This is a genomic window from Stenotrophomonas sp. AG209 (assembly GCF_003550055.1).
In the GTDB taxonomy this organism is placed as follows: Bacteria; Pseudomonadota; Gammaproteobacteria; order Xanthomonadales; family Xanthomonadaceae; genus Stenotrophomonas.
Genome location: NZ_QXDB01000001.1, coordinates 1,360,286 through 1,372,474, shown reverse-complemented (window position 1 = coordinate 1,372,474; position 12,189 = coordinate 1,360,286). Strand labels below are relative to the sequence as shown.

10 protein-coding genes and 1 riboswitch are annotated in these 12,189 nt (G+C 67.8%); of the genes, 7 read left to right on the top strand and 3 right to left on the bottom strand.

The window, feature by feature from the left end:
• Positions 1–3 precede the first annotated feature (3 nt).
• Positions 4–2,127, top strand: a complete 2,124-nt coding sequence (locus DFO63_RS06400; RefSeq protein WP_119006618.1) for a methyl-accepting chemotaxis protein — start codon at positions 4–6, stop codon at positions 2,125–2,127.
• An 86-nt stretch (positions 2,128–2,213) separates the two neighbouring features.
• On the opposite strand, the gene DFO63_RS06395 is transcribed toward DFO63_RS06400, so the two are convergent.
• Positions 2,214–2,501, bottom strand: a complete 288-nt coding sequence (locus tag DFO63_RS06395) for a hypothetical protein (protein ID WP_119006617.1) — start codon at positions 2,499–2,501, stop codon at positions 2,214–2,216.
• Positions 2,502–2,633: 132 nt separating this feature from the next.
• Here DFO63_RS06395 and DFO63_RS06390 point away from each other — a divergent pair, with 132 nt between their 5' ends.
• The gene (locus DFO63_RS06390) at positions 2,634–3,335 is read left to right on the top strand and encodes an alpha/beta hydrolase (protein ID WP_119006992.1); all 702 of its coding nucleotides are present in this window, start codon (positions 2,634–2,636) and stop codon (positions 3,333–3,335) included.
• A 9-nt stretch (positions 3,336–3,344) separates the two neighbouring features.
• Here the strand turns inward: DFO63_RS06390 and DFO63_RS06385 are convergent, their stop codons facing one another.
• Entirely contained in the window at positions 3,345–3,704 is a 360-nt protein-coding gene (locus DFO63_RS06385; RefSeq protein WP_119006616.1) for a hypothetical protein, read from the bottom strand.
• Between the two features lie 107 nt (positions 3,705–3,811).
• Between DFO63_RS06385 and DFO63_RS06380 the strand changes: the two genes are divergently transcribed.
• From DFO63_RS06380 to DFO63_RS06370, 3 genes are all read left to right on the top strand, one after another.
• Positions 3,812–4,534, top strand: coding sequence for an AraC family transcriptional regulator (locus DFO63_RS06380; RefSeq protein WP_014038112.1), 723 nt, complete (start codon positions 3,812–3,814; stop codon positions 4,532–4,534).
• 82 nt (positions 4,535–4,616) lie between these two features.
• Positions 4,617–5,984, top strand: coding sequence for an amino acid permease (locus tag DFO63_RS06375; protein WP_014038111.1), 1,368 nt, complete (start codon positions 4,617–4,619; stop codon positions 5,982–5,984).
• Between the two features lie 103 nt (positions 5,985–6,087).
• Complete coding sequence (locus tag DFO63_RS06370) at positions 6,088–6,498, top strand: VOC family protein (RefSeq protein WP_049443033.1); 411 nt, start codon at positions 6,088–6,090, stop codon at positions 6,496–6,498.
• A gap of 92 nt (positions 6,499–6,590) precedes the next feature.
• Here DFO63_RS06370 and gcvP read toward each other — a convergent pair whose 3' ends face one another.
• On the bottom strand, positions 6,591–9,458 hold the full coding sequence (gene gcvP / locus DFO63_RS06365; RefSeq protein ID WP_101765918.1) for an aminomethyl-transferring glycine dehydrogenase: 2,868 nt from the start codon (positions 9,456–9,458) through the stop codon (positions 6,591–6,593).
• Between the two features lie 62 nt (positions 9,459–9,520).
• Positions 9,521–9,623, bottom strand: a riboswitch (glycine riboswitch).
• Positions 9,624–9,922: 299 nt separating this feature from the next.
• Between gcvP and DFO63_RS06360 the strand changes: the two genes are divergently transcribed.
• Together DFO63_RS06360 and DFO63_RS06355 are read left to right on the top strand one after the other, a co-directional pair.
• Positions 9,923–11,149 (top strand): multidrug effflux MFS transporter, encoded by a 1,227-nt coding sequence (locus DFO63_RS06360; RefSeq protein WP_042359276.1) that lies wholly within the window; start codon positions 9,923–9,925, stop codon positions 11,147–11,149.
• Positions 11,150–11,290: 141 nt separating this feature from the next.
• Complete coding sequence (locus DFO63_RS06355; protein ID WP_119006615.1) at positions 11,291–12,187, top strand: siderophore-interacting protein; 897 nt, start codon at positions 11,291–11,293, stop codon at positions 12,185–12,187.
• Positions 12,188–12,189 lie beyond the last annotated feature (2 nt).

The window sequence follows — 12,189 nt, the reverse complement described above, 5'->3', positions numbered from 1 at the left end:
CCCATGAACTACTTGAGGAACGTCAGGGTTGCCTGGCGTCTTGGGCTGGGCTTTGGCCTGTTGCTGCTGCTGGTCGCCGCCGTGGTGGCCACCGGCGCCACCGCCAGTGTCGTGCAGAAGCGCGCGATGCAGCAGGTGGTCGACGTCAGCGTGGCCAAGGTGCGCCTGCTGTCGCAGATGCTCGATGCCAACAACCAGATGATGGTGGTGCGGCGCGAGATGCTGATCCGCCAGGGCGATGACCGCGGCCACGATGAGCAGCGCATCGCCGATCTGGTCAAGCGCTACGAGGCCAGCTGGACCGCCTACCAGGCGCTGCCCAGCGACGCCGAGGGCAAGGCCATTGCGGAAACCATCGCAGCCAAGCGTGCCATCGCGCGCCCGCTCAACAAGCAGACCAGCGAACTGATGGAGCAGGGCGACTACCCGGGCGCCGTGGCGCTGACCCTGGGCCCGGTGCAGGAAGCGGCCAACGGCTGGAACAAGGCACTGTCCGATGGCGTGGACTTTGAGGAGAAGGAAAGCCGCAAGGCCGCCGCCGAGGCGATCCGCCTGGGTGAGCGCAGCCTGCTGCAGCTGCTGGTGCTGGGCGGCGTCGCGCTGCTGGTGGGCATCGGTGCCTCGGTGATGATCGGCCGCAGCCTGACCGGCCCGCTGGCCCGCGCGGTGAACCTGGCCGAGCGCCTGTCCAAGGGCCAGCTGGACCAGGAGTTCCGTCTTGGTGGCCGTGACGAACTGACCCAACTGGGCGAGGCAATGGCCAGCGTTCGGCAGAGCGTGCAGGCGGCGATCGGCGCGCAGCTGCAGATGGCCGAGCAGCACGAAGCGGGGGCGATCCGCTATCGCATGGACGCCGGTGCATTCCCGGGTGACTTCGGCCGCATGGTGCAGGCGACCAACAGCCTGGTCGAATCGCACGTGCAGGTGGAACTGCTGATGGCCGAGGTGATGCAGCGCTACGCCATCGGCGACCTCAGCCGCAACCTGCCGGACTACCCGGGCGAGAAGGGGACGCTGACCCGTACTTTGGCCGCAGTGAAGCAGAGCCTGATGGCGATCAACGCACAGATCGATGAACTGGCCCGTGCCGCGCGTGCCGGTGATTTCAGCATGCGTGGCGATGCCGCTGCGTTCCAGTACCAGTTCAAGGCGATGGTCGAGCACCTCAACGGCATGATGGCCAGTTCGCAGGCCAGCATCGCCGATGTCTCCGACGTGCTGCGCGCGATCTCGCACGGCGACCTGACCGCTCGCATGGACGGCGAGTACGACGGCGTGTTCGCCCGTATGCGCGACGATGCCAACACCACCACCGCACAGCTGACCGGCATCGTGCGGGGCATCCAGGTGGCTGCCGACAGCATCAACAACGCGGCGCAGGAACTGGCTGCCGGCAACAACGACCTGTCGCGCCGCACCGAGCAGCAGGCGGCCAACCTGGAAGAGGCCGCCGCATCGATGGAGGAGCTGACCTCCACCGTGCGCCAGAACGCCGAGCTGGCGCGTCAGGCCGACAGCGAAGCGCATGCGGCCGGCGCCGCCGTGCGCGAGACCGAGCAGGCGATGGCACAGATGGCCTCGGTGATGGGTGAGATCGACCAGTCGTCGGCACGCATCTCGGAAATCTCCACGGTGATCGACGGCATCGCGTTCCAGACCAACATCCTGGCGCTGAACGCGGCGGTGGAAGCCGCACGTGCAGGCGAGCAGGGCCGCGGTTTTGCCGTGGTCGCCAGCGAAGTGCGCACGCTCGCGCAGCGTGCCGGTGTCGCCGCCAAGGAGATCAAGGAGCTGATCGAAGACGCCGCCGCCAAGGTGAAGAGTGGCCTGGCGGTGACCGTTGAATCGGAAGCCGCGATCGCGCGTGTGGCCCAGGCAAGTTCGCGCACGACCCAGCTGATGAGCGACATCGCAGCGGCCAGCAAGGAACAGGCCGCCGGCATCGAGCAGGTCAACCAGGTGGTGGTGCAGATGGACCAGGTGACCCAGCAGAACGCCGCGCTGGTGGAAGAAGCCACCGCGGCCAGCCGCGCGCTGGAAGAACAGGCGCATGCACTGACCACGTCGGTGTCGGTGTTCAAGGTGGAAGGCGCAGCGGCTTCGGCCGTGCCGCGTCGCGCAGCCTGAGCAGACTGCTGAACCCGTGACAGGAATACGGCCGCCCTGGGCGGCCGTATTCCCATTGCCTGCTCAGACAGGCCGACACATCACCATCATTGTTCAAGAACACTGCCGAGCATGGCCCCCACGGCATACAGCACGACCAGGGTAGGGGGCATCACCAGCAGGTAGACGGTCGTCCAGGTCTTTCCGGAAAGCCACCCACCCATGCCGATGACGTTGAGTGCTGCGGTCTGCAGCATCACCGGCAGCTGCATGAGGATGTAGGCGCCCTTGGGGTCGCTGTTGGCCTGGGCATCGAGCACCAGCCAGGTGGTCAGCGCGAGATAGAGTGTGCATACGGCGATGCCGGTCCAGCTGAGCCAGCGTGGCTTGCGCATGCCGCCTTCTCCGTTCCGTCGGGACCACCAGCGTAGCGCCGCGTGTGCCGCCGTGCACTTCCTTGGGCCGAGCCAATGCGTGAAGCTGCAGGCAGGGAGCCGTGCGAAGAAACCTGAAGGGTGATCAACGTGATGAATGCCGTGATGCTGCCGGTCGTGATGCTGCCAGGCCTGGATGGCACCGGCCTGCTGTCGGCGCACTTCGTAGAGGCAATGCAGGCGCGGGGCATGCAGATGCAGGTACTGCCGATGCCCGCGCAGGGGCCGCAGGACTACTCCACGTTGGCGTCGATCCTGCGCCCGCAGCTTCCGGCATCTCCTTTTGTGCTGCTGGCCGAGTCGTTCGCCGGACCATTGGCCATCGAACTGGCGGTGGCCGGGCTACCTGGATTGCATGGGTTGGTACTGAGTACGACCTTCGCACGGCGGCCGGTGCCGCTGCCTGCGGCGAGCGCACGGATACTGGCCCCGGCATGGCCGTTGCCGCCACTGGCGTTGATGGCCCGGTTGCTGCTGGGGCAATGGCGGACGCGTGCGAACCTGCGCGAGCTGAGCCTGGCAATCACGCAGGTGCCAGCGGCAACCCTGCGCCAGCGTGCTGCGGCGACGCTGCGGGTCGACGTACGCGCATTGCTGCCAGGAATCGAAGTGCCGACGCTGTGCCTGCATGCCCGGCAGGACCGCCTGCTGTGGCCGCCCAGCGTGGCCGAGCTGCAGGCCTTGTTGCCCGATGCCCGCCATGTGTCGTTGGAGGGGCCACATCTGCTGCTGCAGGCGCGCGCCGACGCAGCTGCAGCCGAAGTTGCCGCGTGGATGAGGACGCTGTCGCCCTGATCGAAGGATTCAGCCGCGCGCGCGGGTACGTGCTGCTTTCTTCGCCGCCACCTTGCGCACGGTCTTCTTCGCCGCACGGGTCTTCGCTGCCTTCTTCGCGGCAGCACTACGCGAGGCGGTGGTGCTGGGTTTCTTGGCCACCGTCTTCTTTGCTGCCTTCTTCGTGGCCGTCGTGCGGGCCGGCGCCTTCTTCGCCACCTTGCGCCCGCTACCACTACGCTTGCCGCCACCATCCTGCTTGTTCACAGTGGCCCAGGCGATGCGCTCTGCGGTGCTTTCGCTGGCGCCGCGTTCGCGCTCGCTCTCTTCGATGTGCTCGGCCTGGCGCTTCTGCTTTTCGGTATAGGCGGACTTGTCACCGCGGGGCATGGCCGGTTCTCCGGTGGGGGCTGGCCCCCACGGTGGGCCTGGCGGCGCTAAGCGCAAGTCCCGCAAGGGTGATCGCACCGGCAAGGGGCCTCGGCTATGCTTGTGGCATGCGAGTCGAGCCCGCCGACATCGAAGCCCTGTTCGACGCCATCCCGGATGTGCTGTTCTTCATCAAGGACCGCCAGGGGCGTTACACCCACGTCAACCAGACCATGCTGCGGCGGCTGGGCCTGCGCGCGCGCAAGGACGTGATCGGGCGTACCGCGGCCGAGATCTACCCGACCGGCCTCAGTGCGGACTACGTCGACCAGGACGCCCGCGTGCTGTCCGGCGAGGTGATCGAGAACCTGATGGAGCTGCACCTGTTCGCCAACCGCGAACCGGGCTGGTGCCTGACCTGCAAGCGCCCGCTGGTGGTCGATGGGGCCATCGAGGGGCTGATCGGCATTTCCCGCGACCTCGGCCAGAAGGACAGCCTCGGCACCCAGTACGAGCAGCTGCGGCTGGCGCTGGCCCACCTCAATGCGCACTACGCCGAGAATGTGCGCATGCAGACCCTGCTGGACATCACCGGTTTCTCGCTGTCCAAGCTGGAGCGCAGCTTCCGCAAGGTGTTCCAGATGACCCCGCAGCAGGTGCTGACCCGGCTGCGGATCCAGATGGCCATGCACCTGCTGCATGGCGACGACAGCATCGCCTGCATCGGCCAGGCCTGCGGTTTCAGCGACCAGAGCGCCTTCACCCGCAAGTTCAAGGCTGAAACCGGTTTCTCGCCGCGTGCCTATCGTGCCCGTATCGGTGGGAACGTCGGCGAGCCGGCGCTGGCCTGAGCCGCCTGCTGCGCTGTGCCTATCCCCGTGGGCACGGGACAGGGTAAGGTGTCGCCCCTGTAGCCCGCCGCCAGCCCCGCCGATGCCCAACTCGATTCCGACCGCTTCGCCGTCCCGCCTCGGACATTCGCTCAAGCCCCGCCAGCTGATCATGATGGGCCTGGGCAGCGCCATCGGCGCCGGCCTGTTCCTCGGCTCGGGCGTGGGTGTGCAGGCGGCCGGCCCGGCGGTGCTGGTGTCGTATCTGGTGGCCGGCGCGCTGGTGATCATCGTGATGAACGCGCTGGGTGAGATGGCGGCGGCCAAGCCCACCAGTGGCGCGTTCTCGGTGTATGCAGCCGACGCCATGGGCGCTACCGCCGGTGCCACCGTGGGCTGGCTGTGGTGGGTGCAGCTGGTGATCGTGATCGCCGCCGAAGCCGTGGGTGCAGCCGGGCTGCTGGCCACGGTCTGGCCGGCGATACCGGTACCGATGGCGGCGTTGGCCTTCATGCTGTTCTTCACCGCGATCAACCTGCTCGGAGTGAAGAACTTCGGCGAGTTCGAATTCTGGTTCGCCATCCTCAAGGTGGCGGCGATCCTGGCCTTCATCGCCATCGGCGTGGCGCTGCTGATGGGATGGCTGCCGCAGGTGACCTCGCCGGGCCTGAGCAACTTCACCGAACACGGTGGCTTCGCACCGAAGGGCCTGGCCGGGATCGGTGCAGCGCTGCTGGTTGTCGTTTTTGCCTTCGGTGGCACCGAGATCGTGGCCGTGGCGGCGGCCGAAACCGAAGATCCCGAGCGCAGCATTGCCCGTGCCATCCGCACCGTGGCCTGGCGCATCCTGGTGTTCTACATCGGCTCGCTGAGCGTGATCATCGCCGTGGTGCCGTGGACCAGCGAGGCGCTGAAGTCGCCGTTCGCCGCGGTGCTGGACATCGCCCGCATCCCGGGCGCCGGTACCGCCATCACCCTGATCGCCGTGATCGCGCTGCTGTCGGCACTCAATGCCAACCTCTACGGCGCCTCGCGCATGATGTATTCGCTGGCGCAGCGCCGCGAAGCGCCGGCCGTGCTCGGCTGGACCGACCCGCGCCAGGTGCCGGTGATCGCCGTGCTGGCCAGCGTGCTGTTCGGCTTTGCCGCCACGGTGATGGAACTGCTGTTCCCGGACCGTGTGCTGCCGGTGCTGCTGAACATCGTCGGTTCCACCTGCCTGCTGGTGTGGACGCTGTCGCTGGTCTCGCAGCTGGTGCTGCGCCGTCGCGCGGATCGCCTGGGTACCCGACTGCCGTTCCGCATGGCCGGCTTCCCGTGGCTGACCTGCTGTGCACTGGCGATCCTGGCGCTGATCTTCGGCCTGCTGCTGAGTGAGTCGCACACCCGCCTGCAGTTCCTGTCGATGGTGGCGTTGACCGCCACGATCGCCGCCAGCAGCGCCATCGCACGGCGCATGCGCGAGGCCTGATTGAAGCTGCCGGCCAGCGGCCGGCACTACCACGGGGGCTGCACATCCGCCGTGCCATCCTGATCGCGTGGGCTGTCATCGGCCCGTCGACCAGGAGCACCGCATGCTGCGCAGCCGTCCTTTCCTGATGTTCACCGGCCAGGCCGAGGGCGCGCTGGCCCTGTACGCCGAAGCCTTTGCCGATTTCCGCCTGCTGGCCCTGCAACGCCACCCCGAGGGCGCCGGCGCCGGCGTGCCCGGGCAGGTCCGCCAGGCCATCTTCCTGCTCGGTGGCACCCACTACCTGTGCTTCGACAGCCTGGACGTGCACGATTTCACCTTCTCACCGTCGATTTCGCTGTTCGTCGAGTGTTCCGGTGCCGAGCAGTTCGAACGTGCCGCACGCGTACTGGGCGAGGGCGGCCATTGGTTGATGCCGGTGGGCGACTATGACTTCAGCAACCGCTACGGCTGGGTGCAGGACCGCTTCGGCGTGTCGTGGCAGTTGAGCCTGGGGCAGATGCCGGACCCGTGACCGGATGTGTGTGGGTGTGGACCTTGGTCCACACGCCCTCATGAGAACGGCCCGCTTGCGCGGGCCGTTTTCTTTACCGATGCAGTGAGGAATCAAGCCTCGACTTCATCATCCTTGTAGGCATCGACCGGGATGCAGGCGCACATCACGTTCTTGTCGCCGTACACGTTGTCCACACGCGCCACCGGCGGCCAGTACTTGCTCTGCTTCAGGCTGGCCAGCGGGAAGGCGGCCAGTTCGCGCGGGTAGGCGTGGGTCCACTCGCTGGCGGTCACTGCGGTGGCAGTGTGCGGCGCGTTCTTCAGCGGGTTGTCCTCGCGGTCCAGGCGGCCGTCTTCGATCGCGGTGATCTCTTCGCGGATCTGGATCATCGCGTTGATGAAGCGATCCAGTTCGTGCAGCGATTCGCTCTCGGTCGGCTCCACCATCAGCGTGCCGGCCACCGGGAAGCTCAGCGTCGGGGCATGGAAGCCGAAGTCGATCAGGCGCTTGGCCACGTCCTCGGCACCGATGCCGCTGGTCTTCTCCAGCGGGCGCACGTCCAGGATGCACTCGTGTGCCACCAGACCGTTGCGGCCCGTGTACAGGGTCTTGAAGTGCGGGGCCAGGCGCTTGGCGATGTAGTTGGCGTTGAGCTGCGCGACCTGGGTGGCCTTGCGCAGACCGTCGCGGCCCATCATCGCGATGTACATCCAGCTGATCGGCAGGATCGAAGCGCTGCCGAAGCTGGCCGCGCTGACCATGCCGACCGGGCCGTTGTCACCCAGCTTGCCCGGCAGGAACGGGGCCAGGTGCTCCTTGACCGCGCACGGGCCGACGCCCGGGCCGCCACCGCCGTGCGGGATGCAGAAGGTCTTGTGCAGGTTCAGGTGCGAAACATCCGAACCCCACTTGCCCGGCTTGGCCACGCCGACCAGGGCGTTCATGTTGGCACCGTCGGTGTACACCTGGCCGCCGTGCTTGTGGATGATCTCGCAGATCTCCACCACCTCTTCCTCGAACACGCCGTGCGTGGACGGGTAGGTCATCATGATCGCGGCCAGGCGGTCGCTGTACTTCTCGGCGTTGAGGCGGATGTCCTCGACATCGACGTTGCCGTTGGCATCGGTCTTGGTCACCACCACCTTCATGCCGCACATCTGTGCCGAGGCCGGGTTGGTGCCGTGCGCCGAGTCCGGGATCAGGCAGATGTCGCGGTGGTCTTCGCCGCGCGAGCGGTGGTAGGCGCGGATCGCCAGCAGGCCGGCGTACTCGCCCTGTGCGCCGGAGTTCGGCTGCAGGCTGACCGCGTCGTAGCCGGTGCATTCCACCAGCATCGCTTCCAGCGTGTCGATCAGTTCCTTGTAGCCCAGCGCCTGGTCGGCCGGCACCAGCGGGTGGATCTGCGAGAACTCCGGCCAGGTCACCGGGATCATCTCGGCGGTGGCGTTGAGCTTCATGGTGCACGAGCCCAGCGGGATCATCGTGCGGTCCATCGCCAGGTCCTTGTCGGCCAGCGAGCGCAGGTAGCGCAGCAGTTCGTGCTCGCTGTGGTGGGTGTTGAACACCGGGTGGGTCAGGAACGCGGACTGGCGCAGCAGGCCGGCCGGCAGCGCATCGGCGGTGCTGGCATCCAGCGCGTCGACGTCGGCCTGCGCACCGAACACGGCGGCCAGCGCGACCACGTCGGCGCGGGTAGCGGTCTCGTCCAGGCTGATGCCGACCGAGTCGCTGTCGATCGCGCGCAGGTTGTAACCGGCGGCGCGGGCCTTGGCGTGGATCTCATCGGCGTGCACGCCGGTGACATGCAGGGTGTCGAAGAAGTCGCCACCGACCTGCACGCCGGCCGTGCGCAGTGCCGCGGCCAGGATCGAGGCCAGGCGGTGGGTGCGACGGGCGATGCGGGTCAGGCCTTCCGGGCCGTGGTAGACGGCATACATCGAGGCCATCACCGCCAGCAGCACCTGTGCGGTACAGATGTTGGAGGTGGCCTTCTCGCGGCGGATGTGCTGCTCGCGGGTCTGCAGGGTCAGGCGGTAGGCCGGGTTGCCCTGCGCATCGACCGAGACGCCGATCAGGCGGCCTGGCATCGAGCGCTTGTAGGCGTCACGGCAGGCCATGAACGCGGCGTGCGGGCCGCCGAAGCCGAATGGCACGCCGAAACGCTGGCTGTTGCCGACCACGATGTCCGCGCCCCATTCGCCCGGGGCGGCCAGCAGGGTCAGCGCCAGCAGGTCGCTGGCCACGGCCACCAGGCCGCCGCGTGCGTGCACGGCATCGACCAGCGCCTTGTAGTCGCCGACCTGGCCGAAGGTGTCCGGGTACTGCAGCAGCAGGCCGAAGGCTTCCGCTTCCAGTGCCTCGGCCGGGGTGCCGACGCGCAGCACGATGCCCATGGGCTCGGCGCGGGTGCGCAGCAGCTCCAGGGTCTGCGGGTGCACGGCGTCGTGCACGAAGAAGGTGTCCGACTTCGACTTGGCCGAACGCTTGGCCAGGGTCATCGCTTCAGCGGCGGCGGTGGCTTCGTCCAGCAGCGAGGCGTTGGCGATTTCCATGCCGGTGAGGTCGGCGCACAGGGTCTGGAAGTTGATCAGCGCTTCCATGCGGCCCTGCGAGATTTCCGCCTGGTACGGGGTGTAGGCGGTGTACCAGGCCGGGTTTTCCAGGATGTTGCGCAGGATCACGTTCGGCGTGTGGGTACCGTAGTAGCCCTGGCCGATGAAGCTGCGCAGCACGGTGTTCTTGTCGGCGATCGCACGGATCTTCGCCAGTGCCTGCACTTCGGTCATCGATTCCGGCAGTGCCAGCGGCGCCGGCGACTTGATCTTGGCCGGTACGATGGCATCGGTCATCGCATCCAGCGATGCGTGGCCGACGACGTCGAGCATCTGCGCGATCTCGGCATCGTTGGGGCCGATGTGGCGCTCGACGAACGCATTGTGGTGCTCGAGCTCACGCAGGGAAGGGGTGTTCTGGGACATGGCGAAGGATCCGTCAGGAAAGGGCACACGCACGGGCACAAGCCGCCGGTCGGCGGTCTGCGGGGCGCCCCTCTGTCCTTTTGCCTGAGAGTTTGGAAGCGCGGAAAACCGCGGCTTCGTGCCCCTTCGGCGCCGGATCGAACCGGTCTCTCCAGAGTTGTGTTACGGGTGGTATCGGGCCTGAGCGATTACGGGCGTTGCGCCTTCGGCAGCGGTGTTCCGCTTCTCCCACCGTGTTGCCCGCCGATTATAGCCCGTTGCGGGCGCGCCAGCCGCCTCCGGGCCCGGCCGCGGCGCCTGAATGGCCGATGGCCCGTCCGTGCGTTTTGTGCACTGCTGCATGGCGTCAGGCGCAATCCCCACCTATGATGGGCGAATACCCGAATTCATCTGGCGCCGTCCCTGCTGCAGGGGACCGGCGCCCGCCGTGCGTGCCGCGCATGGCCCTGCCGGACGCCTTCTCCATGACCGCCGCTGTTGCTCCTTCCACCCGCCGCATGGCACTGCTGCTCGCCGGCCTGGCCATGTTCGGTCCGTTCTCGATCGACACCATCTTCCCGGCGTTCCCGCAGCTGGCCCAGCGCCTGGCGGTGGACGAGGTGGCGGTGCAGCAGACCATCAGCGTGTACCTGCTGTTCTACGGCCTGATGAGCCTGGCACACGGCCCGCTGTCCGATGCCTGGGGCCGCAAGCGGGTGATCCTCGGCGGCCTGGTGGTGTTCGTCGGCGCCTCGGTCGGCTGTGCGCTTTCCACCGACCTGACCACGCTGCTGGCGTTCCGCGCGCTGCAGGGCCTGTCCGCGGGCGTCGGCATGATCGTCGGCCGCGCGGTGATCCGCGACCTGTACCACGGCCACGACGCGCAGCGGCTGATGAGCCAGGTGTCGATGCTGTTCGGCATCGCCCCGGCCATTGCACCGATCATCGGTGGCTGGATCCTGCTCAGTGGCGCGGGCTGGCCGCTGATCTTCTGGTTCCTGGTGGTGTTCGCACTGGTCCTGCTGGCAGCGACCGCGCGCTACCTGCCGGAAACCCATCCGGTCGAGGCACGGGTGCCGCTGTCGCCGCGCGTGCTGATGCGTGACTACGTGCGCATCGGTTTCAATCCGCGTTTCCTGCGCCTGGCGCTGGCCGGCAGCATCGGTTTCGGCGGCATCTTCCTGTACATCTCCTCGGCGCCGGTGTTCGTGATGCAGCACCTGCACCTGGGCGAGGGCGGCTTCGCCTGGCTGTTCATCCCCACCATCGGCGGCATGACCACCGGCTCGTTCCTGTCCGGGCGCATGGCCGGGCACACCACGCCCACCCGCCAGGTCGCCATCGGTTTCGGCCTGTGCGCGCTGTCGGTGCTGCTGAACGTTGGCTACGTGGCGCTGGCGCCGCAGTTCGTGCTGCCGTGGGCGGTGCTGCCGATCTTCCTGGGCGGCATGGGCATGGCATTGATCTTCCCGATCCTGGCGCTCGCGGTGCTGGACATGTACCCGCACCAGCGTGGCCTGGCCTCGTCGCTGCAGGCGTTCGTGCAGCTGATGATCAGCACCGTGGTGGCCGGCGTGGTGTCGCCGCTGCTCAGCGCCAGCCCGTTGCACCTGGCGCTGGGCCAGGCCGCGTTCTTCGGCGCCGGCTTCGTGTTCTGGTACTGGGAACACCAGCGTGAACGCACGGCGCAGGCGGCCTGCACGGGTCACTGAGCAGCGTGCAGGGGTAGGGCAGGCCGCGACGCCCGCAGCGCTTGCGACGGGAAACCACCGGACTAGGCTGGGCACTCCAGCCAGCCGGTGCACAGGTGCACGACAGCCAGCCGATCCAATGTCGTTGCATGAGGTTCCCCCATGGCTGCGCAGCAGACCTACCGCCTGTTCGAGGTGGCGCTGAAGGAGCGCCGCGTTCTTTCCCCTTCCCTGGACCGCATGGTGTTCACCGGTGCCGACGTGGCGCGGATGAAGACCGAAGGGCCGGACCAGCGCATCAAGGTGTTCTTCCCCTTGCCCGGCCAGGAGGTGCCGCAGGTCCCCAGGGGCGACGACTGGTATCCACGCTACCGGGCCCTGCCGGACGATCAGCGCCCGCCGATGCGCACCTACACCATCCGCCAGCTGCGTGCGGAGCAGGGCGAGGTCGATGTCGATTTCGTCATCCACGGCGTGACCGGTCCCGCCTCGCGCTGGGCCATGCATGCCCGGCCGGGCGACCGCGTGGTGCTGCTGGCCCCGGATGCCGACTGCGCCGACAGCAGCGAGGGCTGGGAATGGAAGCCGCCGACGGGCGTTGGCCAGGTGCTGCTGGTGGCTGACGAGACCGCGTTGCCGGCAGTGGCCGGGATTCTCGAGGAACTGGCGGCCATGGTGGATCCGCCGCGCACGCTGGCCCTGCTGGAAGTGGCGCAGGCCGGTGATGCGGTTCCCCTGAAGGCGCCGGCCACGGCCGAGCTGGTCTGGTTGCCGCGCGGGCAGGCGGCGTACGGGCAGCCCCTGCTGCAGGCAGTCCAGGCAAGGTTGGCTGCGGCCTCGGGCGTGGCTGCCGGCGATGCGTTGGAGGAGATCGACGTCGATACGCAGATCCTCTGGGAGCAGGCCGATAGCCGCGTGGCGGGGCCGCTGTACGCCTGGGTCGCAGGTGAGGCCGGGGCCGTGATGGCGATCCGTCGCCATCTGGTCCGTGACTGCGGGCTGGACCGCCGCGCGATCACCTTCATGGGGTACTGGCGCCACGGCAAAGTGCTGGACTGAGG